This window comes from Helicobacter pylori, from assembly GCA_008032935.1.
Lineage (GTDB): Bacteria > Campylobacterota > Campylobacteria > Campylobacterales > Helicobacteraceae > Helicobacter > Helicobacter pylori_CX.
The window spans coordinates 73,462-99,514 of sequence record CP032039.1 but is presented as its reverse complement, the minus strand read 5'-3'; the positions used below and the strand labels follow the sequence as shown (position 1 = coordinate 99,514).

The 26,053-nt window shown below is 37.3% G+C and carries 18 protein-coding genes and 5 pseudogenes; 9 read left to right on the top strand and 14 right to left on the bottom strand.

The window, feature by feature from the left end; all coding sequences use genetic code 11:
- Positions 1–16: 16 nt before the first annotated feature.
- Positions 17–937 (bottom strand): cysteine synthase family protein, encoded by a 921-nt coding sequence (locus D2C78_00515; GenBank protein ID QEF35788.1) that lies wholly within the window; start codon positions 935–937, stop codon positions 17–19.
- Positions 938–1,052: 115 nt separating this feature from the next.
- Between D2C78_00515 and D2C78_00510 the strand changes: the two are divergent.
- Positions 1,053–1,632 (top strand): annotated as a pseudogene (locus D2C78_00510) (hypothetical protein).
- 262 nt (positions 1,633–1,894) lie between these two features.
- Here the strand turns inward: D2C78_00510 and dnaK are convergent.
- Genes dnaK through D2C78_00495 form a run of 3 tightly spaced genes read right to left on the bottom strand, consistent with a single transcriptional unit; the run spans position 1,895 to position 5,193 of the window.
- Positions 1,895–3,757: a molecular chaperone DnaK gene (gene dnaK, locus D2C78_00505; GenBank protein QEF34611.1), complete on the bottom strand. Its 1,863-nt coding sequence runs from the start codon at positions 3,755–3,757 to the stop codon at positions 1,895–1,897.
- Positions 3,758–3,787: 30 nt separating this feature from the next.
- Positions 3,788–4,363 carry a nucleotide exchange factor GrpE gene (gene grpE / locus D2C78_00500; protein QEF34610.1) on the bottom strand — a complete coding sequence of 192 codons (576 nt, stop codon included), beginning with the start codon at positions 4,361–4,363 and terminating at the stop codon, positions 3,788–3,790.
- Positions 4,363–5,193 carry an HrcA family transcriptional regulator gene (locus D2C78_00495; GenBank protein ID QEF34609.1) on the bottom strand — a complete coding sequence of 277 codons (831 nt, stop codon included), beginning with the start codon at positions 5,191–5,193 and terminating at the stop codon, positions 4,363–4,365. The genes grpE and D2C78_00495 overlap by 1 nt, the downstream gene beginning before the upstream one ends.
- 324 nt (positions 5,194–5,517) lie before the next feature.
- Here D2C78_00495 and D2C78_00490 point away from each other — a divergent pair, with 324 nt between their 5' ends.
- Together D2C78_00490 and D2C78_00485 are read left to right on the top strand one after the other, a co-directional pair.
- Positions 5,518–6,213, top strand: coding sequence for a hypothetical protein (locus tag D2C78_00490; protein ID QEF34608.1), 696 nt, complete (start codon positions 5,518–5,520; stop codon positions 6,211–6,213).
- 20 nt (positions 6,214–6,233) lie between these two features.
- Complete coding sequence (locus D2C78_00485; protein ID QEF34607.1) at positions 6,234–6,530, top strand: hypothetical protein; 297 nt, start codon at positions 6,234–6,236, stop codon at positions 6,528–6,530.
- Positions 6,531–6,541: 11 nt separating this feature from the next.
- Here D2C78_00485 and D2C78_00480 read toward each other — a convergent pair whose 3' ends face one another.
- Together D2C78_00480 and D2C78_00475 are read right to left on the bottom strand one after the other, a co-directional pair.
- Complete coding sequence (locus D2C78_00480) at positions 6,542–8,428, bottom strand: DUF115 domain-containing protein (GenBank protein QEF34606.1); 1,887 nt, start codon at positions 8,426–8,428, stop codon at positions 6,542–6,544.
- Between the two features lie 57 nt (positions 8,429–8,485).
- Positions 8,486–10,030 (bottom strand): flagellin B, encoded by a 1,545-nt coding sequence (locus tag D2C78_00475; GenBank protein ID QEF34605.1) that lies wholly within the window; start codon positions 10,028–10,030, stop codon positions 8,486–8,488.
- A gap of 166 nt (positions 10,031–10,196) precedes the next feature.
- On the opposite strand from D2C78_00475, the gene D2C78_00470 reads away from it, so the two are divergent.
- Positions 10,197–12,407, top strand: a complete 2,211-nt coding sequence (locus tag D2C78_00470; GenBank protein ID QEF34604.1) for a type I DNA topoisomerase — start codon at positions 10,197–10,199, stop codon at positions 12,405–12,407.
- Positions 12,400–13,326, top strand: a complete 927-nt coding sequence (locus D2C78_00465) for a radical SAM protein (GenBank protein QEF34603.1) — start codon at positions 12,400–12,402, stop codon at positions 13,324–13,326. Before D2C78_00470 ends, D2C78_00465 begins: the two co-directional genes overlap by 8 nt.
- Before the next feature lie 137 nt (positions 13,327–13,463).
- Here the strand turns inward: D2C78_00465 and D2C78_00460 are convergent.
- Positions 13,464–13,682: pseudogene (locus tag D2C78_00460) on the bottom strand (DUF874 family protein).
- Between the two features lie 107 nt (positions 13,683–13,789).
- Between D2C78_00460 and D2C78_00455 the strand changes: the two are divergent.
- Together D2C78_00455 and D2C78_00450 are read left to right on the top strand one after the other, a co-directional pair.
- Positions 13,790–14,107: a hypothetical protein gene (locus D2C78_00455; protein QEF34602.1), complete on the top strand. Its 318-nt coding sequence runs from the start codon at positions 13,790–13,792 to the stop codon at positions 14,105–14,107.
- Positions 14,108–14,362: 255 nt separating this feature from the next.
- Positions 14,363–15,835 (top strand): type IV secretory system conjugative DNA transfer family protein, encoded by a 1,473-nt coding sequence (locus D2C78_00450; protein QEF35787.1) that lies wholly within the window; start codon positions 14,363–14,365, stop codon positions 15,833–15,835.
- A 278-nt stretch (positions 15,836–16,113) separates the two neighbouring features.
- Here D2C78_00450 and D2C78_00445 read toward each other — a convergent pair whose 3' ends face one another.
- Complete coding sequence (locus D2C78_00445) at positions 16,114–16,395, bottom strand: type II toxin-antitoxin system mRNA interferase toxin, RelE/StbE family (GenBank protein ID QEF34601.1); 282 nt, start codon at positions 16,393–16,395, stop codon at positions 16,114–16,116.
- Positions 16,388–16,702 (bottom strand): hypothetical protein, encoded by a 315-nt coding sequence (locus D2C78_00440; protein QEF34600.1) that lies wholly within the window; start codon positions 16,700–16,702, stop codon positions 16,388–16,390. Before D2C78_00440 ends, D2C78_00445 begins: the two co-directional genes overlap by 8 nt.
- A gap of 283 nt (positions 16,703–16,985) precedes the next feature.
- Here D2C78_00440 and D2C78_00435 point away from each other — a divergent pair.
- Positions 16,986–18,896 (top strand): annotated as a pseudogene (locus D2C78_00435) (relaxase).
- Between the two features lie 24 nt (positions 18,897–18,920).
- Here the strand turns inward: D2C78_00435 and D2C78_00430 are convergent.
- The 5 genes and pseudogenes from D2C78_00430 to D2C78_00410 all read right to left on the bottom strand — a co-directional run bounded on the left by D2C78_00430 (position 18,921) and on the right by D2C78_00410 (position 25,585).
- Positions 18,921–20,093: pseudogene (locus D2C78_00430) on the bottom strand (hypothetical protein).
- A 43-nt stretch (positions 20,094–20,136) separates the two neighbouring features.
- Positions 20,137–20,421 carry a hypothetical protein gene (locus D2C78_00425; protein ID QEF34599.1) on the bottom strand — a complete coding sequence of 95 codons (285 nt, stop codon included), beginning with the start codon at positions 20,419–20,421 and terminating at the stop codon, positions 20,137–20,139.
- Positions 20,422–20,503: 82 nt separating this feature from the next.
- Positions 20,504–21,160, bottom strand: a complete 657-nt coding sequence (locus tag D2C78_00420) for a ParA family protein (protein QEF34598.1) — start codon at positions 21,158–21,160, stop codon at positions 20,504–20,506.
- Between the two features lie 265 nt (positions 21,161–21,425).
- Positions 21,426–24,200: pseudogene (locus D2C78_00415) on the bottom strand (helicase).
- A gap of 56 nt (positions 24,201–24,256) precedes the next feature.
- On the bottom strand, positions 24,257–25,585 hold the full coding sequence (locus D2C78_00410) for a transposase (protein QEF34597.1): 1,329 nt from the start codon (positions 25,583–25,585) through the stop codon (positions 24,257–24,259).
- 36 nt (positions 25,586–25,621) lie between these two features.
- On the opposite strand from D2C78_00410, the gene tnpA reads away from it, so the two are divergent.
- Complete coding sequence (gene tnpA, locus D2C78_00405) at positions 25,622–26,038, top strand: IS200/IS605 family transposase (protein ID QEF34596.1); 417 nt, start codon at positions 25,622–25,624, stop codon at positions 26,036–26,038.
- The last annotated feature ends 15 nt before the right edge of the window (positions 26,039–26,053 follow it).

The window sequence follows — 26,053 nt, the reverse complement described above, 5'->3', positions numbered from 1 at the left end:
CTTTTTTATTGAATTTTTATAAATAAATACCTTTAGAAAGATAACGATCGGCAACATCCGGGAAAATGGTTAAAACCTGGCTGCCTTCGGGGAGGCGTTGCGCTTCTTTTAGTGCTGCTACAAAAGCTGCCCCGCTAGAGCTCCCCACTAATAAGCCGTTTTTCTTGGCTAACTTCCTGGTGTAGCTAAAACCCTCTTCATCTGAGATCGTTTCAAAGCCATCAATATCCAAGTTTGCAAAAAAAGGAGGGATGAACTCCACGCCAATGCCCTCAATCTCATGAGGCCCAGGCTCGCCCCCATTCAAAATAGAACCCTCCGGCTCCACCCCAATCAAGCGGATATTAGGGATGCGTTCTTTCAAATACCTAGCCGTGCCAGCAAAAGTGCCTCCACTCCCTATCCCAGCTACAAAGCTCGTAAAATTTGTGCCTAATTCTTGGACAATCTCAGGAGCTAGGGTGTGGTAGTAAGCGGCGGGATTATCAGGGTTTTCAAATTGCAAGGGCAAATAGCTATCAGGGATACTTTCGGCTAACTCTTTACTTTTTTTAATGGCGCCAGAAATCCCCTCGCTAGTAGGCGTGTTGATTACTAAAGCCCCCAAAGCTCTCATGATTTGTTGTTTTTCTGTGCTGAATTTTTCCGGGACAACAAAGATGGTTTTGAGATGGTGCTTGATTGCCACTAAGGCTAGAGCGATGCCGGTATTGCCTGCGGTAGGCTCAATGATGGTTGTTTTAGAAGTGATTTTGCCAGTTTTAAACCCTTCTTCTATAAGGTATTGGCCTAAGCGATCTTTAACGCTCCCTCCTGGGTTTAGATGCTCCAGTTTGGCGTAAATAGCGGACTTTAATGGAATGGGGTAATCCTTGTTAGTGAATTTAAAAACGGGAGTGCGGCCTATGGCGTCTTGCATTGTGGTAAGGATCATTATTCCTCCTAATAATAAAAATAACAATAACTCAATTTTAGCGATTATGCCTAAACTCATTAAATGGAGTAAGTTTAGGGTAAAATGTTGGCTTATTAAGATCGATCAGGAGCTGTCAATGGAAACGATAGAATGGAATGAGGAGCAAAGAAAAGCGTTTTTAGGACTTATTAAGAGAATTTGCAGCGTTAATAAACGCTAAAGCACAAGAGGAAAAACAAACAAGCAAAATTCCAAAAATACCAAAGTATGGTTCATGCCAAAACGGGCTGAACAAGTTTTTAGTGCCATGGGGTTATGCGTGCAAAATCAGTCTTGGCTCTGGGAATTTATCCCATGGGCCATCCATCGCCTTTTGCCGTCAGGATATTTTAGGGGAAGGGTTTGTCAATGGTGAAAAACCAACCCCAAAAAAAGGTTTTTACCTCTGGTTTGCTTACTATTGGAGCAACGATGCAGAAAAGTTTCATCTTTGTGTAGGTCGATCCATAGAGGAGGATGGGGAAAAAGAGTGTCAAAAATGCCCAGCGTATGATAAAATCATTGATCCTAACGGAGTCCCATACTACCAAGAGAGCTATGACGATTTAGAATCCGATTTTGAAAACATTACCGACTATTTTTTACACCTTGTTAATGAATTTAATCAAATCCCCACTGCGTATTTTGAATTAGAGCCATCTAGTGCAAGCCATTAAGAAATAACTTTATAAAACAACCCCATACCAAAAAAGAACTCTCTCATAAGGGATTTTCCTAAAATCCCACCAACGCTTTTTAAAATAAGTCTTGAAAAGCTATCGCTTGATTACAATCAAGCTTTGATATTTGGATTAAAAAAAAACGCTTTGAGTGTTTTTTAGACTTTGCAATCGGTATCCCATTGATGAAAATGAGGAAAGCAAGCGGGTTTTGATTAAAACCGCCCGCTTGAAAGAAGTTTTTCAATGCGCCTAAATCCTACTCCACTTCCGCATCAATCACATCATCGTCTTTTTTCTTGGGTTGCTCGGCGTTGTTTTTATTCGCCATGGCTTCGCCTAGTTTTTGAGCCGCTTGCGCTAACGCTTTGGTTTTGTCTTCAAGCTCCGCTTTAGTAGCGTTATCGTTTTTGATGCAATCTTTAAGGGCGTTAATGGCGTTTTGGATCTCGTTAGCGTCGTTTTCATTCAAATTCGCCTTATGCTCATCAAGGCTCTTTTGGGTTTGGTGCGCCAAACTATCGGCATGGTTTCTCGCTTCAATCACTTCTTTTTTCCTAGCGTCTTCTTCTTTGTGCAATTCAGCGTCTTTAACCATTTTTTCAATTTCGCTATCAGACAACCCGCTAGAGCCAGAAATTTTAATCTCTTGGCTTTTGCCGGTATTTTTGTCTTGCGCTGACACGGTTAAAATCCCATTAGCGTCAATATCAAAGGTTACTTCAATTTGCGGCACGCCTCTTGGAGCTGGCGCGATGCCTTGCAAATCAAATTTACCCAACGATTTATTATCCCTTGCCAATTCCCTTTCGCCTTGTAAAACCATGATAGACACGGCGGGCTGGTTGTCTTCAGCGGTTGAGAACACTTGAGATTTTTTCGCAGGAATAGTCGTGCCTCTATCAATCACTTTAGTCATCACGCCCCCTAAAGTTTCAATCCCAAGGCTTAAAGGCGTAACGTCTAATAAAAGCACATCTTTCACATCGCCTTTTAACACGCCCCCTTGAATGCTCGCTCCCACCGCTACGACCTCATCAGGATTCACGCTTTTATTCAACTCTTTGTGGATAAACGCTTTCACCCTTTCTTGGACTTTAGGGATACGAGTAGAGCCGCCCACCATCACCACTTCTGAAATCTCATTTTTGGTTAGCCCTGCGTCTTTGATCACGCTTTCAATCTTAGAAATCGTTTCTTCCATGAGATCTTCTGTCAAGCTTTCAAATTTAGCCCTAGTGAGTTTTTTAACCAAGTGTTTAGGCCCGGTAGCGTCCGCTGTGATAAAGGGCAAATTGATTTCAGTCTCCATCGCAGAGCTCAGTTCTTTTTTAGCGTTTTCAGCCGCTTCTTTCAGGCGTTGCAACGCCATCACATCGTTTTTAATTTCAATGCCCGTTTCGCTTTTAAACTCACTCGCTAAGAAATCAATCACACGATTGTCAAAATCATCGCCCCCTAAAAACGCATCGCCCCCTGTGGCTAAAACTTCCACGACATTATCGCCTGTTTCTAACACGGTAACGTCAAAAGTCCCCCCACCCAAATCATAAACCATGATTTTTTCGCTCTCTTTTTTATCCAAGCCATAAGCTAACGCCGCACTAGTAGGCTCATTGATAATCCTTAAAACATTAAGCCCTGCAATCGTGCCAGCTTCTTTAGTCGCTTTTCGTTGGCTGTCGTTAAAATAAGCCGGAACCGTGATCACCGCTTCCGTAACGCTCTCGCCTAAATAACTTTCAGCGTCTTCTTTGAGCTTCATTAAAATTTTGGCTGAAATCTCTTGAGGGGTATAAACTTTACCCGAAATCTCAATCGCGCAAGCCCCATTCCTATCCACAATTTTATAAGGCAAGCGCTTTTCAGCTTCTTTAGCCTTATCTTCATTAAACATCAAGCCCATGATTCTTTTAATAGAATAAATGGTTTTTTCTGGGTTAGTAACCGCTTGTCTTTTGGCACTCTCGCCCACTAAAATCTCGCCCTTATCCGTAAAAGCCACAATAGAAGGAGTGGTGTTTTTACCCTCTTTATTCGCAATAATCTTTGCTTCATTGCCTTCATACACCGCCATTGCGGAGTTGGTTGTCCCTAAATCAATTCCAATAACTTTTCCCATGCGTTATCCTTTCTTATTAAAATAAATGTTTCAATCGTTTTTAGCAATGCTCACCATTGCCGGCCTCAAAACCCTACCCTTATACTTGTAACCCTGTTGCAAAACTTGCACGATTTTCCCGTTTTCTTTTTCTTCGCTTTTGACTTGCATGATCGCATTGTGGAAATTAGGATCAAATTCTTCTAAGCATTCAATCCCCTCAATGCCATGCCTTGCCAAAACTTCATGCAACTTTTCCATCGTGAGCTCCAAGCCCTTAGTTAAAGCGCTCTCTTTATCCACTTCTACAGCACTCTTGTAAGCCCCAAGAAGCGCATCAATCACCGGCAATAGATCCAATGCGATTTTTTCATACGCATACTCTAACGCCATGCTCTTGTCTCTTTCTAAGCGCTTTTTCACGTTTTCAAAATCCGCATGCACTCTCAAGTATTTTTCGTGCATTTCTTTATATTTAAGCTCAAAATCTTCCTTGATCTCGCATTCTTTTTCGCTCGCTTCTTGTTTTTCTCCACCTTGTTGTTCTTTGCAAGCGCAAGCCTTTTGATAAGACTCTGGCTCTTTTTGGCTTAAATAATCGTGTTCTTGGTTGTGTTCATCTTTCATTATTCCTCCTCAGAAATCGTTTGAAAAAACCCTTCATAATCGCATTCCAATTTCCCCACGCAAAGCAGTTGCATCCGCTCGTTTTGAAATTCTATAGGGCGTGTTACTAGCATGCAATCAGGTTCTATAAAATGCAACCCCTTTTTGAAACGCTCCAAAACCTTACCCCCTAAAATGTCAAAAAATAAAGGGCTGTTTAAAAGCGTTTTTAACCCCATCAGATTAAAGCGTGTGATTTGTGTGTTGGAATACTCCAAACGCTCTAATTGTCTGGCCAAACTCAACGCATTGACAGAAGCAGCGATTGAGCGCACTTCTTTAACGCTTTTGCCCACAAGCTCTAATAAAAATTTCTCCATTTTAACGCTGTAACCCAGCGCGCAAGAAAACGCCAAAAAATCCAAAATCAAAAAGCGTTTTTCGCACTCAATGACTCTTTCTAAACGCTCCAAACTGGGTTTTTTTAACAGCGTAAAAAGCCCAAAATTTTCACTCGCGCTTTTTAAGCGTTTTTCATTCACCTTTAAAACTTCAAAGTGCAACGACTTGTGCCAATAGTTTTCAAACGCCTTAAAAGTAGGCAATCTAGCGCCGCTAGAATGGGCTTGATGGAGCATGCCTTCTTTAGAAAGGATTTGAAAATAATTCCTGATCGTCGCACAAGATATTTTCAAGTTTGCCAACTCTTTCAAGCGTTTAGAGCTAATGGGTTCTAAAATCTGCAGATAGGTTTTAACAAACGCATCTAACAAACTCTCTTTTTTATTCAAATCAGAACCTACTTTAATTCTTCTTAACATCATTATTTGAAAAATCTCGTCAATCACCATTCTTGATGAAAGAACCCTCGCATTATAGCGCAAAAAGTTAATAATCTATCACTTGTTTTGAAAAAGTGATAAAAATTAACCGATTTTTCTTTAAAGTTTAGTCTGTATCACTAAATATATTTACTAGCATTAAATTAGGATTTTTTATAGAGTTGATTTAATTTAGATCTGATCTCATTTAAATAGGGAAATCCTTTTTGTTTTATAATGAAACTCATTCTCTTAAGGGGATAGGGGGGTATTTTGAAATAACTCTCCCCCTACAACCCCCCTTAAAATCCCCCTAACCCCCAAGACCGCTTTTTTAGTAAAGTTATCGCTTGCTTGACGCAAGCTCTTTACTATTTTATTATCTATCTTTTATTAAAAAAACTTGTTATCATGCTAAACATGAACACACACACAAGAGGCATTGACAGCAATCTGATTTATTCGCTCCAAAGCATTTCATTATCCATGTTTAGAAAGGGTTTTTTTGGGCTTTATCAAGGCTCCATTTCGGCGCGCATTGGCGCAAATCAATTTGTGATCAATAAAAGAAACGCTGTTTTTGATCAATTGAATGAAAACACCTTACTGGTTTTGCATGACAAGATAGATTACCGCTGGAAAGAAGCGAGCCTGGATTCGCCCATTCATGCGAGCGTGTATAGGGAGTTTTTGGACGCTAAATTCATCGCTTACGCGCGCCCTCCTTATAGTTTGGCGTATTCCTTGCGCCACAACCGATTGCTCCCTAGGGATTATTTAGGGTATCGTTCTTTGGGCGAAGAAATTTCCATTTTTAACCCCAAAGACTATGACAGCTGGCAAGAAAGAGCGGATACAGAAATTTTACGCCAACTGCAAGAGAGTAAAAAATATTTTGTTTTCATTAAGGGGTGTGGGATTTTTGCCTACCACAGAGAGCTTTCTAAACTCATGGAAGTTTTTGATTTGATTGAAAACTCATGCAAGGTTTTACGATTGGGCGATTTAATGGATTATTGCTATAATGATGATCCACGATTGAGCGTGTAAAAAGCTAAAAAGGATAAAACATGACCATCAACACCCATTACACCCCTAATTTCACACAGCTCCAAACCTTGAACAATATCAATAATGACGCAACCATAAAGGACAGGAATCAAGCAGAGCAGGATTTACAACAAAGCAGTATTCAAGATGGTTTCAGCCAAGATAATACGCCAAACGCCCCTGATTTTGACCGGTTACAAGCTTTAAACGCTATCAATAACGACGGCGAGATTAAAGACAGATCCCAAGTTGAAAAAAGCCTTATTGATGGCGGAAATACCCCTGAAATTTATTCCAGCCTAGACACATACGCTTAAAAAGGGGTGTTTTACCATTCCTTCAAAGCCATTTTGATCGCTTCTATCACGCAATCCATCCCACCCGCTAAACTAAAAAGCCAGTATTTGTGCGCGTAAATGTATTCTAATTGCTTAGCCCTTAATCCGTATTCATTACTCGTTTTTTTACACACGATTTCAGCGATATGCAATTCCTGGTGGAAGATGTAAGATTGTATCGCATCCATAAAATACGAATTGAATCGCTTGTCATCAAAAAGCTCTTTAATGTTGTCAATTTCAGCGCTCAAATTTTCTAATTCTTTAAAATCCAGCTCTTCTAATTTGTTTTTTTCATGAAGCTTTTCCACTTCTTCTAAAAATGGTGCCACCTTTAGAAACGCTTCTTCAACTTGCGTTTTTTTCTCATTGGCGTATTTGATGATCTCTTCGCATTTTTGCTTGGCGATCTTTAAATTTTTAGCCTGTTCTGATTGGGTGGGATAAATAAGATTGATAGGAGGCTTTGGCTTGGATTTGTCTATTTTTTCGCACACTTCTTTAAAAGGCATTTCTTTAGTCCCTTTAATCCTAGCCCCTCCTTCAGTAGCGTTAATGACTTCTAGTTTATAGGGCGTGTTAAAAATATCTTTTTCAAAAAATTCTAAGAAAAGTTTCCACACTAAAGTGGTTTCTACTTCCCCATTACCCCCGTATTTTTCTATAAAAATCTTGTCTTTATCTTTTTTAGGCTTGATCTCCCTATCGCCATAAATCGCCCCACTAGCATGGCTGTTACCGCTTTGTGAAAAGCTCAAATCTTGCCCGATAAACACGCACCTTTTGAAACGAGAATGCACCACTAATTCATACGCCATGTTCGCTGCGCTCATGCCTATGCCCACATAACCATACTGGTGCAAACCAAAAAGGTTGGTGTAACCAAAGGGGCGGAAACTGAATTGCTTAACCCCCTTTTTAATCGCTTGAATCAATCGTTTATGCACAATGGAAGTCAAAGCAAAAATAACGCCTTCTTGAAAATCTAAGGGGGTTTCTTCGTAAAATTTCGCCGTCAAATCCACCCTTTCTAAAGACAGCACAATATCAGGCTTGATACCGGCTTTAGCCAAAATAGGGAAAGAAGCGTCTATGCAAAAAAGCGTCGCATAAGGGGCGATTTCTTTTAAAAGGGGGAGTTGCTTATTTAAACTAGGCCCGGTTGAAACAATGATAGCGGTATCTCTGTTTTTTAAAGCGTTCACAAAATCCACTAAACTAGGGCTTTTGATGACTTCAGGCAAATTAGCGGCATGCTGTTTGATGCCTATGAGTGCGTCTTTAGCGTCATTGCCCACGCTAATAGCGCCATGCTCTAAAGCGCGCGTGAAATGCTGGTTGATTTCTATCATTTGATGGGAGTATCGTTCATAATAAGCGTTAAAAAGTTTTAAATCATACATTCTTGCGTATAAACGAGATTTTTTATCCATATCAAACAATGAAGCGATCATGTTGTAATTGCAAAAACTTGCATGCAATAAAATCAAACGATTTTCTAAAATCTCAGTGGAAAAATCCAAGAGATTCAGCACAATGAAAATAACCTCTATTTCAGGCTCAATGACCACCAAGCGTTTTAAATTTCCATTACCTAAAAGCAAGCGATAAAACACCCCATTACCCAAGCCAAAATAATACAAATAAGGATAAAGCATGTAAATTTCGCTATTTTTGTATAGCTCTAAGCTTGAATCTAGCGGGCTTTTTTCAAATAAGGGCGTGTTTGTTTCTTTATCTAAGAGGTTGAAATTCGCGCTATCATTCCCTAAAAACACTTCGTATTTTTTGTTTTCTTTAATGGCTTTGAGCTTTGCGAATAAGAGAGGGTCTTTTTTGAAAAGAGCTTGCAAGTTTTTTTGATAAATATCCATCATTTTAACTTATAAAAATAACTGATAAAAAAGGCTAACGCCCCTTTGAATCAAGGGCTGTTATTGTAAAAGCCTTAAGACATTCTGTTGCACCGCATTCGCTTGCGCCATAGCAAAACTCCCGCTTTGCGCCAAAATATTGTATTTAGAAAAGTTCGCGCTCTCTTCAGCAAAATCCACATCTCTGATTTGAGATTCAGCCGCTTTAACATTCACTTGGGTTACAGAAATATTATTAATGGTGGTAACCAATTCCATTTGCACCGAACCCATATCCGAGCGGATCTTGTCTAATTGCGTGCGCGCAGAATCCGCCATATCCATCACAATCATCGCCCCTTTAAGGCTTGTTACCCCAGCCCCTATACCTTGAGAATTGGTCTCCGCTTGCGCGCCATTAGCGTTCGCCCCGGCTGCTGAAGCCACATTCGCATCAAAAATGCCCCTAACCGCTCTCAAATTCACGGTGTATTCTGCCACCCCTTGAGCGGAATGAAAGCCCACATGGCTAAAATTCACACCGCTCACAATGATGTCTCTAGCGTCGGTCCTAGTCAAGGTTAAGCGCCCAATCACCGCATGCTGTGTTCCAGAAATCCCTGCAAAATTCCCTCCCCCAAAAACCTGACCGCTCGCGCTCGCTGCATGCACAGAAATCGCGCGCCCGTCAATGGAGTGCAAATTAATGCGCCCTTGAATGTCCAAGCTCGCTTCCACGCCGGTGCGATCTTTGACGGAGTTAATGGCGTTAGTCAACCTCCCATCAGCGTCGTTTTTATGCACATCATTCACGGTTCCAATTTCTACGCCATTAATGGTAAGCTCCCTCACGGTTCCTGATTGTACTGGTGTACCGCCGGTGGCCATGACGTTATAAGAAGCCCTAACGCCTAGAGTGTTAGAAAAGCGGTTGATGATTTCGCTTAACGCCCCAATCCCTGTGCCAGCGCTCGTAGAAATGCGCACGGTTTCAATCTTATAATCGTTCACGCCATTGACTTGTTTGAAATTCAATCCCACTTCAGTCAAGTTTTGCGCCGCCGCGCTAGCGAGCATGCCTGCACCGCTAAAAGAAGAGGTTTCCATGCGCACATGCCCAATTTTATCCGAACTCGTTGAGCCAATAGACGCTTTAACCGTGGTGTTAGAATACGCGCCAATTTGAAATTCTTTGTTAGAAAAACTTCCTGAAAGCATTTGTTGGCCGTTAAAACTTGTGGTGTTAGCGATATTGTCTAGTTCTTCTAACAACCTTTGAATATCGCTCTGGAGCGCTCTTCGGCTTTCTAAAGTTTGCCCGTCTTGAGCGGCTTGAACGGCTTTGGTTTTAATGGTGTCTAAGATTTTGATTTGCTCATCCATCGCTTTATCTGCGGTTTGAACCATACCAATAGCGTCATTAGCGTTGCGGATCGCTTGACCCAAATTCGCGCTTTGACTCCTTAAGCTATCAGCGATCGCCATCCCACTAGAATCATCAGCGGCTTTATTGATCCTAAGCCCTGAGCTTAACTTTTCAAGCGAGCTTGAAAGGTCTCTGTTGTTTTGAACCCCTACCGCATGAGAAGTTAAAGCGGCGATATTGGTATTTATCCTAAAACTCATGTTTGCATCCTTTGCATAGATATTTGCTTTTAGTCAAGCAAAGGGTGTTCCAACTCTTTGATTTTTAGCGCCGTTATAGAATTTTATGGTTTAATGAATCGTTTAGTCAAAATTCTATGCTACAATCATTCATTAATAGGTATAAACATTTTATTAAAGGCGTTCAATGAAGCACCTTATTATCGTAGAATCCCCCGCAAAAGCCAAAACCATTAAAAATTTTTTGGATAAAAATTATGAAGTCATTGCCTCTAAAGGGCATGTCAGGGATTTATCCAAATTCGCTTTAGGCATTAAGATTGATGAAACCGGCTTCACTCCTAATTATGTCGTGGATAAAGACCATAAAGAGCTTGTCAAACAAATCATAGAGCTTTCTAAAAAAGCATCTATTACTTATATCGCTACCGATGAAGACCGAGAAGGGGAAGCGATAGGTTATCATGTGGCATGCTTGATTGGAGGGAAATTGGAGAGCTATCCTAGGATTGTTTTTCATGAGATCACGCAAAATGCGATTTTAAACGCTCTAAAAACCCCACGAAAAATTGACATGTCAAAAGTCAATGCCCAACAAGCCAGGCGCTTTTTAGATCGAATCGTAGGCTTTAAATTAAGCTCGTTGATTTCATCAAAAATCACTAAAGGTTTGAGCGCTGGGCGGGTGCAAAGCACGGCTTTAAAGCTTGTGATTGATAGAGAAAGGGAAATCAAAGCCTTTAAGCCTTTAACTTACTTCACGCTAGACGCTTACTTTGAGCCGGATTTAGAAGCACAACTCATTAGCTATAAGGGCAACAAACTCAAAGCCCAAGAACTCATTGATGAAAAAAAAGCTCAAGAGATTAAAGACGAACTGGAAAAAGAAAGCTATATTATTTCTAGTATCGTTAAAAAATCTAAAAAATCCCCCACGCCGCCCCCTTTCATGACTTCCACTTTACAGCAAAGCGCTTCCAGTCTCTTAGGCTTTTCGCCCACAAAAACCATGAGCATCGCTCAAAAATTATATGAAGGCGTAGCCACCCCGCAAGGCGTTATGGGGGTGATCACTTACATGAGGACCGATAGCTTGAATATCGCTAAAGAGGCTTTAGAAGAAGCGAGGAATAAGATTTTAAAAGACTATGGCAAAGACTACTTACCCCCTAAAGCCAAAGTCTATTCTAGCAAGAATAAAAACGCCCAAGAAGCCCATGAAGCGATCAGGCCCACTTCTATTATTTTAGAGCCAAATGTTTTAAAAGACTACCTTAAGCCTGAAGAATTAAAGCTCTATACTTTAATTTACAAACGCTTTTTAGCTTCTCAAATGCAAGACGCTCTTTTTGAAAGCCAAAGCGTGGTTGTGGCTTGCGAAAAAGGCGAGTTTAAAGCTAGTGGGAGAAAACTCCTTTTTGATGGCTATTATAAAATTTTAGGCAATGACGATAAGGACAAATTGCTCCCCAATTTGAAAGAAAATGACCCCATTAAATTAGAAAAATTAGAGAGCAACGCCCATGTTACAGAGCCTCCAGCGCACTATTCAGAAGCGAGTTTGATTAAAGTTTTAGAAAGTTTAGGCATAGGCAGACCCAGCACCTACGCCCCAACGATTTCCCTTTTGCAAAATAGAGACTACATCAAGGTAGAAAAAAAGCAGATCAGCGCTTTAGAGAGCGCGTTTAAAGTGATGGAAATTTTAGAAAAGCATTTTGAAGAAATCGTGGATTCCAAATTCAGCGCTTCTTTAGAAGAAGAACTTGACAATATCGCTCAAAATAAAGCCGACTATCAGCAAGTCTTAAAGGACTTTTACTACCCTTTTATGGATAAAATTGAAGCCGGGAAAAAGAATATCATCTCTCAAAAAGTGCATGAGAAAACCGGTCAATCATGCCCTAAATGCGGTGGGGAATTAGTCAAAAAGAATAGCCGTTATGGGGAGTTTATCGCTTGCAACAATTATCCTAAATGCAAATATATCAAACAAACTGAAAACGCTAATAATGAAGCCGAACAAGAATTGTGCGAAAAATGCGGAGGGGAAATGGTGCAAAAATTCAGCAGAAACGGGGCGTTTTTGGCTTGCAACAACTACCCTGAATGCAAAAACACCAAATCGTTAAAAAACACCCCTAACGCCAAAGAAACAATAGAAGGCGTGAAATGCCCAGAATGCGGAGGGGATATTGCCTTAAAAAGGAGTAAGAAAGGCTCGTTTTATGGCTGTAACAATTACCCTAAATGCAATTTTTTATCCAACCATAAGCCCATCAACAAGCGTTGCGAGAAATGCCATTATTTGATGAGTGAAAGAATGTATCGCAAAAAAAAGGTGCATGAGTGCATCCAATGCAAAGAGCGCGTGTTTTTAGAGGAAAATAATGGCTAAAGAAAATCCGCCTGTCGTTTTTGGGCCTGTTTTATCCAGGCGTTTTGGGAAGTCTTTGGGCGTGGATTTATCGCCCTCTAAAAAACAATGCAATTACAATTGCATTTATTGCGAGTTGGGTAAAGCCAAGCCCATTGAACGCATGGAAGAAGTGATCAAAGTAGAAACCTTGATTAACGCCATTCAAAACGCCCTAAACAACCTTGCTACCCCCATTGATGTTTTAACCATTACCGCTAATGGCGAACCCACGCTATACCCTCATTTATTAGAGCTTATCCAAAGCATCAAGCCTTTTTTAAAGGGTATTAAAACTTTGATTTTAAGCAACGGCTCACTCTTTTATGAGCCAAAAGTCCAACAAGCCTTAAAGGAATTTGACATCGTTAAATTTTCTTTAGACGCTATTGATTTGAAAGCTTTTGAAAGAGTGGATAAGCCCTATTCTAAAGACATTAACAAGATTTTAGAGGGGATTTTGCGCTTTTCTCAAATCTATCAAGGGCAATTGGTGGCTGAAGTGCTGTTGATTAAGGGCGTGAATGATAGCTCGAACAACTTAAAACTCATCGCTGCCTTTTTAAAACAAATCAATATAGCCAGAGTGGATTTAAGCACCATAGACAGACCCTCAAGCTTTAAAGCCCCAAAATTGAGCGAAGATGAATTATTAAAATGCTCTTTGTTTTTTGAAGGGCTTTGCGTGAGTTTGCCTAAACGATCCATTACTCAAGCTAAAAAATTGATTTCTTGCGATGCGGACGAATTGCTCGCTTTAATTTCCAGGCGCCCTTTAAGTGCAGAAGAAGCCCCCCTAATGCTAGATTCTAACGCTTTTAAGCATTTAGAAACTTTATTAAACCATAAGCAAATTACGATTAAAAAAGTCGGCTCTTTGGAGTTTTATTGCACGTTTTAACCTCCATTTGTAAGTTTTACCTTATTTTAGGGATAGTTTAGGCTTCTAAATAAGGATCTCTTTTATTACCAAATGACGCTACCATAAAAAATCAAAAGCCGACAGATAGCTAAAAACTTGGTGTAATGTTTTAATCGCTACACCCTTTTACTATAACCATAACCCGCTTTTTCTGCTTTCTTCTCGGTATTAGCAACTATTTTTATTTCTTTATTAATATCAGCAAATATTTTTTGAACGAACAAAAGGCTTTGAGAGGTTGAAAGGTGGGCTTGTGGGTCTGGTTTTAAATCCCTCATTTCAAGCATTTTAGCTTGAGTTTTAGAGCGTATTTTTAAATTTTCTTTTCGCCATTCTTAATCTGCATAATTTTCCCCATTTTAAATTTGAGATTTATTTTTCATTCTTTTGTGCGTTATTACCGCTATTTTTGACAGCCTACTTATTTTTTAATGGGCGCAATATGGATAGTCATGGCAAGGCAGTTTGGGCTGAAATGAAAGATATTATTAAATGCGAATATAGGATTTTTAATATTTTTAAAGGCTTGTTCTTGATTTTGTTTTTACCTCTAATGCTTGTTGTCTCCAGCTTTACGCTATTGCCTATTTTTATAGGGTGTATATTTTATGAAGTTTATCAACTTGCCAAGAAAAGACCTAAGATTTTCTTTACGATCTTATCTTTTTTAGTAGTGATTTGTGTCTTAACCTTTATATTTAGGGGATTTTTAAGTGTAAAACTAACGCTATTTATGAAATATCTAAAAGGATTATTTTAAATGAGAGAAAAATTCAAAACATTAAGAGATAAATTTAAGGATAAAACCAGCAATTTATTCCATAAGCTTAATAGCATTCAAAAAGATTATTACACTAAAACTCTCCCTAAGGCTTGCAAAGATGTCTTTACGCTAGGTTCTTCTAAAAGTTACCCTATGACCTTAAATTTTAACAAAGGTTTTTGTGTGGGGCTGTATAAAGGTTTAAATTCGCTTAAGCCTACTTATTATGATGCTCCGCTTTCTACTTTAATCATCGCTCCTCCTGGAAGTGGTAAAACCGCAGCTGTGGCTGTGCCTAATCTTTTAAATGCGCCTAGCTCTTGTGTGGTGTTAGATATTAAAGGGGAGTTATTTGATTTGACGGCTGGTTACAGACAACAAGTTTTAAAAAATAAAATTTTTGTGTTTGATCCCTTAGGAAATGATAACACGCTTAAATTCAATCCGTTTGACAAACGCATTGCAGAAAAATTAGATTTTAACCGAAAGCGAAGGCTTGTAGATGAAGTGGGTAATACTATTTTTGCTGAAGATGGGGCAAATAAAGACCCTCATTGGACACAGCAAGCTAAAAATTTATTTGTCTTTTACGCTCTTTATGATTTGTGCGTGCATAACACTAGCACCTTTTTTGAAATTGCAAGCGCTCCTATAAAAAATTATGTCCCCTTAATCAATCCACAAAGCCGATTTTATACTGAATTATATGAATGTCAAAGTAGCGATAATGGTTTTGTTAAAGAAAATGGGCGTTATATGGCTAAAGTAGAAAATGGCGTTAAAAAAATGAAACCTAATGTTAATGTGGAATTGCTATGGTATAAACAAGTAGCCGAACAAGTCTATACTGACCCAGAAAATCCTAAAAATTATGATGGATCTGTGAATCATTTAGAAAAAGACGATCAAGGCAATATTATAATGAAAGAGGGTATGTTAGATCCTATTATTAGAAACGAAGCGAACAAATGGGCTAAGGCGAATGATAAAGAGTTTGCGAGCATTAAATCAGTTTATAGCCGTTTTATGCAAGTCTTTACAAGCTATCAAGTTAAAAGCGCTACAGACAGCATGAGTTTTGAATACGAGGATTTAAGGGCTGACAATATTTCACTCTATATTAAAATCGCTCAAACAGATATTGACACGCTCGCACCGCTTATCCGTATCCTTTTGGAAAGTATTGCTAAAAATCTTTTATTGAAAGAGGGTAAGAAATTTGAAGAAAGGGTTTATCTGTTTTTAGATGAATTTGTGCGTTTTGGTAAATTGCCTTTTTTGTTAGAAATGCCCGCATTGAGCAGGAGCTATGGTGTGGTTTTAATTTTTATCACGCAATCCAACGCTCTTATTGAAAAATATTATGGCAGAGAAGATGCAAGAATTGTTAATAGCACCGTGGCTTACAAAATAATTTTCAAAATGGATGATTTAGAATACGCTAAACAAGTGAGCGAAGAAATCGGTAAGATGACTAGAAAAACACGAAGCCACTCTACAGAAAAAGGACAACTCATTACCGGAGGGACTTCTAGTATAGGTAAAGAAGCGTGGGACTTATTGAGCGTGCAAGACATTATGAATATTGATAAAGATGAAGTGATCGTTTTAGTAAGCGGCCATAAGGCCAAACCCTTAAAATTAAAAGCGAATTATTATTTCAAAAACAAAGAATTACTCTCTCGTATTAATTGGGAAGTCAAGCCCAATGAAGAAGTGTTTTGATGAATTAAAAAAGTTTGCATGAGTGTTTTTTAATTGCTTTTTAAAAATCGCTTTCTACAACTCCTTATCCTTGTTGCTAAAAAAAGAATACACCAATTTCTAACACGGATTTGCGTTAGATGATCAGTAAGATTTAAGATAAAGATTAACATTTTTGTAGTGTGGTTTAGCGTAGCTTATTTTTAGAAATTAGCATGTTTATTTTAAAGTTAGCGCAACTTGAATTAAAAATTAGCACGGATTGTTGTTGTGGATAAATTTTCTTGTATATTGTTTGATCACTTTTTAAATAGCTCACTATGAGTGTCTAGACGCAATAAAACAAGTTCGTTTTCTTGTTTTTTGATTTCATAAATCAATAACAAGTTTGGCTTGACATGGCATTCTCTCAGCCCTTTAAGATTGCCGCTCAAAGCATGGTCGCAATATTTTTGTTGGAGTGGTTTTTGTTCTTTTAGGCAATCAACAACGCTTGTAACATCGCTTTCTGTAATACGCCCAGACAAGATATGCTTATTAAAGTCTTTAAGAAAATCTTTCTTAGTTCTGACTTTAAGCATTATGCCTTTCTCTTTCTTGTTTTGCTATTTGCAAAAAATCATTGAAGCCTCCAAACGAAACATCGTATTCTGGGTCATCTTTTGAGGCGATCGTATTTAACAAACTTGGTGTGGGTTCTTTTTCTTGAGAATGTTTTTGGGCTAAAACCTGTCTGATCATTCGTTCTTGCAATTCACACTCTTGGATTTTTTTTATCGCTTTATTTTTATCCCTTTCTGCCTTAAGCAATTGTTTTTCAATAGAGTTTAAGAAATTGTGCAGTTGCTTTTCACTGTATTGCGAGTAATCTGTAATAATATTTGACATATTGAACTCCTTTTTAATAAAAGATAGTTAGCGCAACTTGTTTTCATTTTAGCGCAACTTGCAATATATTGAAAGTTTTAAAATAAGTTTTTTTTGATTAAGTTTGATTTAAGAATATCTTAAAAGTGCGTGTTTTAGCCACCTGCAAGGTCAAATTGACTTCAATTTTTACGGAATTGAAGTGTTATCCTGCACTTTAAAAAGGGGGGGATAATAATGTTAGAATAAGGGCTAAGAAAGTTAAAACAAGCGAAAGTTTTTGGGAGAATAAAATTATAATAAAATGGCGTTAGAAAAAAGTTATAGTAAAGACTTTGAAAGCGATGAGCTTTTTGATTATGAGATCATCAAGCCCAAAAAGACGCTTAAGATACAATACACTTATGCTAAACGCTACTATAAAGAAGTAGAAAAGTTTGCTAAAAATTTAACCCAACTCACACAAGAAAAATTCATGCGTTTAAGAGAGCCACAAAAACAAGTGGTCATCAAAAACATAGGCAACATGACATGCTTGCATTCAAAAAGGGCGATGGATTATATCGCTAAACATGGCGAGCTAGTGAGAGATGAATTTTTTAGTAGAGTTAATTATAATGATATAGCAGAGCAATGGAATGAGCAATTTGAAAGAATATTAGAAAAGAATAGCCGTATTAAAAATTACGCTTTACATCTAGTGTTTAGCATTGATGAAAATTGTAATGAAAAAATTTTAAAAGCTTTGGAATTAAGCGTGTATCAAACACTCACTAACACGCTAGGTTATGATTACCCTTTTATAATGAAACTCCATGCGTACCAAAACAATCCGCATGTGCATGTGATTATCAACAAAACTAACAAAATTACCAATAAGCAACTACGCTTTCATTCTAAAGACAGCTGTAAAGAGTTTTACCACACACTGAGAGAAACATTTAAAGATTATTTATTTGCTAACTCAAAAGGCGAATTGCAATATTCTAACACGCCCAATATTCATAAGGCGATTAAAAGTATAGAAACAGAGCTAGATGCACTAGAAAAACAGGCTAGAAACAATAAGAGTTTTAGGCATGAAAACTATTTTTATAAAGTTTTGGGCAGCGCGACTTCTCAAATAGAAAGCTTGAAAAAAAGAGAAAATGCCCTATCTGATCATTTAGATAGTCTAAAAAATCTATTAGAAAAAACACATTGGGAAAAAGAAAAATTCACGCCCCCTACAAATGAAAAAGAACTTAATAGGCAACTTAAAGAAATGAAATGGTTCAATAAAGAAACTCCAACTTCTAAAAACACTTATAAGAAAATTCAAAAATTAGCTGTTTATAAAAGCCCTTTAATAAAAGATTATCTTGTATACCACCAAAAAACTTTTTGCCACACAAAAAAAGATTATAGATTTAGAAAAAGATTATAAAGATTTAAGAGCCTTAAAGGAAGAATTTAGCAAAGATTTAGAAACTGATTTATCCCATTCAAAAAACGCTTTGAGCTTTACACTAAATTAAAAAGCATGAGCAAAGTTTTCACAAGTAAGAGTATTGTTAAAAATTTAGAAAAAATTGCTTTAGATTTTAAAAGCGATAGACATAGTATTTCACAAAGAGCTTTTGAATTTTTTAGGTATATGAATTATCAAAATTTAAGCTTGACTGATAAAAGTAATATGTTTTTAGTGGCTAAGTTTTTTAAAGATAGCGCTTTACTTGTTAATATTGCTCGGCTTGAAATAAAAAAGATAGATGATAATGTTAGAAATTCTAGCCCACAAAATAATCTATTAGACAAACAAGCTTGGCTCAGTCTTTTAGAACATTTAAAAAGACTTGAAGAGGAAAACTATTGTTTCGCTAAGAAACGAAAAGAATTCTTAGAAACTAGAGCGATGGAGCTATCAAAAGATTTAAAATTTTTAACACAGGCTAATGAAAATGATTTGCCCATTTATGAAAGAGGGCAAAGGGATAAAATCATTAAACGCTGTGAAAAATCGCTTAATTTTTTGCAGAAAGAATTACAATGCTTTAAAACCTTATTAAAAAGCGCAAGTATAGCTTTAGAAAACTTGCAAAATAACCATCAAATCACAGCCGTTACACAAGACACGCAAGAAAACACAAACGCACTCAAAAATACCACTCAAAATTTTAACAAAACCACTAATGAACCCACAAACCCTAACAATAACTATGAAATGGATTTTTAAAACCATCCATAAAATTAAATAACTTTACTTAGCGTATTTTTTAGCCAATTCTTCTAAAGTGAAGCCTTTGTTATCGTCCCTCAATTGCTCTTTTTGGCATTGTGAAATATTTTGCTCCACTTCTTCTTTAGTATTAGAAGTGTCTAAAAGACAAGTTTTTAAGTCTTTTTGGTAATCTTGTATGAATTTGTCAAAGCGTTCTTTGTTGTTATAGATTTTGGCTTGCGATTGGGTGCAACTCTCTTTAAGGCTGATAAATTCTTCTTTTTTATGTTCGTTACGCTCCATGCAAATATCTGCAGCAAAAGCGATTAAGACATCTTTATTCTTTCTCAATAACCCCGCAGATTGAATAGCCAACTTGTTTGCATCAATAAAAGGGCTTTGCTTTTCTAATTTAGGGTTCATATTTAAAGCGATTTCTTTCAAGCTCTTATTGTCTAATTGCGTTCTTTGGCAATGGGTGGATTTTTTATAAGGGCTTATAAAAACGCCATTCATCAGAGCGGCTTTTTCTAATTGTGGATCAACTTTTTTAATGCAAAAAGAAATAGCTGATTGAACGCTCAATTCTTTAGAGCTAGAATAAGGGTCGTGAAATTTTTCATGCACTTCTTTTTGGCATAGTCTTTCCTTGTTAGCTAAATGGGGCGAATTTTTAACGCATTCTTTGGTGAAGTAAGGGATAATGTATGGTTTATATTGTGCGTATTCTTTTTCAAACGCTTCTAATTGCGCGAGATTGATTAGCCTTTTTTGTTGGTATTGTTGTTTTTCATAAGCGTTAGTTTTGTCTTTGCATTGTTCTTATAGCTCTGGGTTATGGAAATCAGAGCAGCTAAAACGGCGCTCTTGTTTTTGGATGATGGGCGTTAAAAGAGTGTTTAAATAGGCATCGTTTCTTTTAAAGCACTTATCTTTTAAGCCTTCATTAGTGAAATCACCGCATTGATACCGATCAATCTTTTTAGTGATGATTGGTTCAATAAGCTCTTCTTGAGCCTTTAAGCATTGCTCTATCCCATTGTATTTTTTAGGGAAAGACCACATTTCTTTTTGGCAATCGTATTTTGGGTTATTTTTAGCTTTAGTCAAATGGTCGTTTAAGATTTGCTTATCTAAAAACGCGCACCCGCTCACGCCTAATCCCATTAAACATGCTAAAGCTCTCAACTTTAAAAGTCTTGTTTCTTCCATTTAAACTCCTTGATATGAAAATTGATATGAAAACACCATAAAATCACAACTTGCTCGCCTTATCTAAAAGCATTTGCTTCATTTCTTTTTTCTTGTGTTCTAAATAAAAAACAATAGCGTCTTGAACAAACACGCTTTTATTTTCCCTGAACGCTCCAAATTCATTCAAATACTCTTCTACGCTATGCATCACTTTCTCTGAAATATAGAGCGTGTGGGCTTTTTTCCTGTCTTCTTTTTCATGTTGGTTTGTTTCATGCTTGTTGGCATTCTCAAAGCGATTTTCTAAATCGCTCAGCCTGTCTTTTTTAGTGTTTTTAAATTCCATATTTAGCCTTTAAAGTAGATTGTTTTTAATATCATAACACAATTAAGCGTTATTTAGAATTAAATTATAAATTCTATCATTTTCATTTTTTGCCCCCTAAATACCCGATCAATTCATCATAGAATTGAGACCATTCGTTTTTAGCCTTATTGTCATTGTATTCCATCACACCCATACCTTCACTCACTGAACGCTTATAAGCTATCCTTTCGCTTAATAGATTATCCATTAAAAACACGCTTTCATTAGCGTTATTTTGGTTGATGAAATCAATGAGGGCTTTTTTCTCTTTAAGGGTGGGGATAGTAGGGATACGGTTCATTGCAATACAAGCTTTCAAATTTTCATTCAACGCTTGGATGTCTCTAATCCTTTCTAGCATGTCTAATAACACCGCTGTGTCTAGTTGGCTTGGCGTGGTGGGTATTAGCACCCAATCGCTCAATAACATAGCTCTTTGACTTTCTTTGGAATGTTCGCCTTTAGTGTCAATAAGGATGTATTCGTATTTATCCATCATCTGTTTTAAGGTATCTGTGATATTGCCTGTGCGGTTAAAGAGCGTGAAATTGGGCAAACTCGTTTCGCTTCTAATGTTGTTAAACACTTCCAAACTTTTTTGGCTATCAGTGTCTAATGCGGCAATGTCTTTCTTGTCTAGCAATAATTGGACGCACAAATTCAAACACAAAATGGATTTACCGCTCCCTCCTTTTTCGTTAGCTATGGTGATTATCATCGCTTATTCCTTTATCATTTTGTTAAACATATTTTAAAGATAAATAGCTTAAAAGTATATAAAATAGAAAAACTTAATACTATGTTATTGTAAATAGTTATATTATCTGTTAGTTCTTTTTAAAATGGTTAGTAGAATTTTATTAGTGGTGGTTTTTAGGGTGTTTTTAAAAAGGGAAAAGTTTAGAGAAAAAGAATATATAAAAGGCGTTACGCTAAATCCAATAACATTGTTTAAAACATGTTATTGAAAACATTAGTGAAACTCACATCTCGTAATCATCATTAGCCGCTTTTTTCATTGGGCTATACGCTTCTTGGTTGGCTTGCTCTTTTACCTCTTCCCTCTCATTCTCTAAACTCGCTCTTTTTTCAGCGTTCATTTTCTCTAAGACTTCTTTAGATTTAGGGTTGAACGCAGGCTTATAATCTCTGTCTTTGCTCATTTTAGCCAAATCATCTATTAGAGTTTTATGATCCCATTTTAAAGCTTGCAAGTATTCTAATCGTGGGTAAGGAAGTTTTTGCTCCACTAATCTGGTGTATTTAGCGATATTTTCTTGAGTGGTTTCAATGGAGTTTTCTAATTCCTTGATTTTTTCAGGGAGTTTAGTGATAGCGTTATCCAGTCTCTTTAAAAACCCATCAAACTTGATCTCAGCGCAGAAATTATAAGAGCTAAACATGTTGGCTGTATCGTTTTTATAAACCATATTGCTAGGGCTATAGGCAATATTGGGATTGTCTTTAGGGCTTAAACTAAACTCCACTTGATACTTAGTTTTATAAGCATTCACCACAAAGCCCTTGTATTCTAAAAGCTTATAATCTTCTTCATTCAAAAACAAGGTGTTCAAATTGCTTGCAAATTGCTTTTTAATAGCATCCAGTTTTTCTTTGTTTTGTTCGGCTATTTGCTTGTTTTGTTCTTTGAGTTTCTTGTGCGTTAATTCTTCACTCATAGAGGCGTTTTCTTTTAAAGGCTCTACTTCTTTAACTTTGATAAGCTCATAATCCTTACTTTCTTCATTTTTCAAATCATAGAGCTTGATCTCTGTATGAGTGGGGATTATTACGGATCTTTGAAGCGTTTCTAAATCTTTCAATTCTTGTTTGAGATAATCCCATTGAGAAGCGTTGTTTTTTAAGCTTTCTTCATTGAAGTAATGTTCTTTATTGAAAGCTTTGTATTTTGCTTCTTCGTTTTTGATTTCAGCCCTCAATTTGACTTCTTCAATAATCAAGGGATTGCCTGTCGCTTCTGCTTTCATCTCGCTCGCATTAGAGCTACCCATATTAAAGTCTTCTAATTCATTCAAGCCTAATTTGTGCGCGTTTCTAAATTGCTCTATGCCTTTAGATTTAGTTTCTATGATTTGCCACATACGGCTATCATAAGTCTTTTCAGTGGCGTAACGATAGATTTTCATTCTAAAGTTTTCAGGATCATTTTGGTGCAAAATATTGCCTTGCCTTATCCCACGCCCTTCCATTTGCAACAATTCATCAGGCCTCCATGGGCAATCTAATTCATGCATAGCGACTAATCTTTCTTGCACGTTAGTGCCTACGCCCATTTTAGCAGGACTGCCCAATAAAACCCTAACTTCGCCACGATTGAGCTTTTTGAACAAATCCTGCTTTTGCTCTTCGGTTTTAGCGTCATGGATGAAAGCGATTTCATTTTGTGGGATACCCATTTGGACCAAATGCCTTAAAACATCGCTATAAACATCAAACTTACAGCCTTTAGCTAGTTCTTCATCTAAATTGACGCTTTTAGCCTCTTTCTCTTTGAGTTCGTTCTCTAATTCTTTCTTGCTAGGAGCGATAAGATTGCCCTTTTCATCATAACTAGACAAGCTCTCTAAAAGTTCTTGAGTTTCATCTAGGGGATTTTTATTTTCTATTCCATGAGCGTTATCTAACACTTCTAAACTGACTTTTTGGCTATGGGTTTTGGGCGTGGATAGCCCTATGAAACCAAGTTGTGTGCCTTTAGTGGCATGAGTTTCTAAATAATTCTCATAGATATTTTTTGCCATAGCATAGCTTTTAGAAAATTCTTTTTCCACTTTAGCGTTTGGATCAATCAAGCGGTAATCCAAAGCCACTTTTCTAGCGTCTGTGGTGCAAGAAAGGATATTATCTTGCCCTTTTTTATTTTTCTTGCCCTCGCATTTTTGCATCCTATCAATGATAGATCCTTCATTATATTTTCCATTTTCTAAAGCCACTCCAATGAATTGAGCCACTTCTTCGCTTCTTTTCACCACCACATTGATAGGTTTATCCCCATACACTTTAGGCACAAAGTGGGGGTTATGCTTTAAAATATCATCATTACAGACAATATCTGCAAAGGCTCTATACATGGTGCTTAAGCCTTGCACATCGCTAAATTTAGAAAAGCGATTAACCATTTTATAACTTTGAGCGGAAGTGTCTAATTCAAAATCATTCACCACTTCCCCATAAGTCTTAGCCCAATCATCAAAGAATTCTAACCCTCTTTCTTTGAGCGCATCAGGGGTTAAATAGCGTTGCAAGTGATACATTTCACTCAAAGAATTAGCTATAGGCGTGCCGGTTAAAAACATGATTTTCTTATCGTTTTGGTGCAAATAGCGGGTTTTGAGATACAGATCTCTAGCGCGATTAGAGCCTTGTTGGTTACCAAGCCCTGCAATTTTTTCCATAGAAGTTTCAAAGGCTAGATTCTTGAATAAATGGGCTTCATCCACGATCAAATTATCAATCCCCATTTGACTAATATCAATATGAGAGCCTTGTTTTTCTAAAATCGCATCGTATTGAGCGCGGATTTTATCTAACTTGTTTTTGAAGGCTCTTTCATTGGGTTTTTTAGTTTCTCTAGGGTTATTTTTATGAGCTAATTCTTGCCTTTCAAAGTTTTTTTCAGCATTCACTAGCTCTTCTTCTTTCAATCCTTCTATGATTTCTCTAGGGTTAGACAACAATTCCAAATGGGTGTGCGCGATAATCACAGCATCATAATTGTTGTTAGCGATTTGGTTATGTGAAACCACCCCTTGCTAAAGCAAGGAGCTTCCTAACTAAAGCATTCTAATGGACACTAACACGAAAGGCTTTGTTCTTTAAAGTCTGCATGGATATTTCCTACCCCAAAAAGACTTAACCCTTTGCTTAAAATATTGTTCGCAGCGTTGATGTCTCTGTGTTCTCTATACCCGCATTCTAAACACCAATATTGCCTATGATTTAATTTAAGCTTGTGGTTGATATTCCCACAACAATGGCAAGTTTTACTCGTATATTGTGGGGGAACTTTCACTAACAATTTGCCATTATGCTGTTGTTTGTAATCTAAAAAAGAAATGATTTGATAGAATGAAGCGTTTAAAATAGATTGATTAAGCCCACTCTTTTGTTTAACATTTTTGAGTTTAGCTCTTTTAGTCATGTTTTTTACTTGCAAATCTTCAACTACTATCCATTCAAATTGCTTTGAAAGTTCGCTTGTGATTTTATGGTATCTGTCTGTTTTTTGATGACTAGACTTGTCAAAGGCTTGGTTTAATTTCTTTTGGGTTTTGTAAAAATTACCTCCTAATTGGGTTTTGTTTTGTTTAGACTTTAACACCATACGGCTTTGTTTTCTTTGCAATCTTTTAAATTTTTTAGAGTATTTTTTTAAAGAATACAATTTGGAATAAGTAGGGATGAGTCGTTTAGTATCCAACTCTTCATCTATTTCTATCCCTAGTAATTCTTTCATGTCTATTGGGTATTGCTTAAAGTCCGTTAGTTTTTTGTGATTATTCACCCCACAAGAACAAGCTATATCAAGGATATTCAAATCTAGCCCCACACCATTTTTAGGGTTTTTGATGGGAGTAATGTCTTGTTCGTATTCCACGCTAAAGCTAACAAAATATTTTCTATGGTTGCAAGAGATACTAATTTGTTTCACTTTAAAATTAGGGGGGAAGTCTCTATGCATGCGCATGAGTAAAGGCATTTTCATCAGAGTGAATGTCTTGAAGCGCTCCTCATCGCTATCCTTAATAGAGAAACCTTGATTGTTCCACGAAAAAGATTGTTTGGCGGATTTAGAGTTTTTGAATTGAGGAAAGCCCCTGTTTTTAACTTTAAAAGCATCTTTTAAAGCCCTTTCAACATTCATGCGTGATTGTTGGGCTATCACACTACTAAAGCTTAACCCCCTAGCGTTCAAGTGGTGTTTAATCGCATGATCTAACTCGCTTGATTTTTTCCACTTTCTTTCTTTGGGAGGTGAATCTTTGTTGGTTTCATATTGCTCTTGCAGTAAATTCAAGCCAATATTATAAGCTTGATTATAGACAAAAAAGCAGTGTTGCAATTTATCCTGTTGTTCTTTAGTGGGATACAAGCGGAATTTAAAACCCTTATTGACTTTCATAGAAGTATTTTAACCTCTTTTAGTTAAAATAAGTCTATGAAAAAAATTGATGATATGAGACACGGAAGGCATTGTGTTTTTTTAATACACGCGCATTTGGTATTTGTTACTAAATACCGGCGTAAAGCGTTCAACAAGGAAGTGATAGATTTTTTAGGATCGGTGTTTGCCAAAGTGTGTAAGGACTTTGAGAGCGAGTTGGTAGAATTTGATGGGGAGAGCGATCATGTGCATTTGCTTATCAACTACCCACCCAAAGTGAGCGTGAGTAAGTTAGTCAATTCTTTAAAGGGCGTTAGCAGTCGTTTGACTAGAAAACACCATTTCAAAAGCGTTGAAGCTAGTTTGTGGGGGAAGCATTTGTGGTCGCCTAGTTATTTCGCTGGGAGTTGTGGGGGTGCGCCTTTAGAGATGATTAAGCAATACATACAAGAACAAGAAACACCGCATTAACTAGCTAACTTTGAT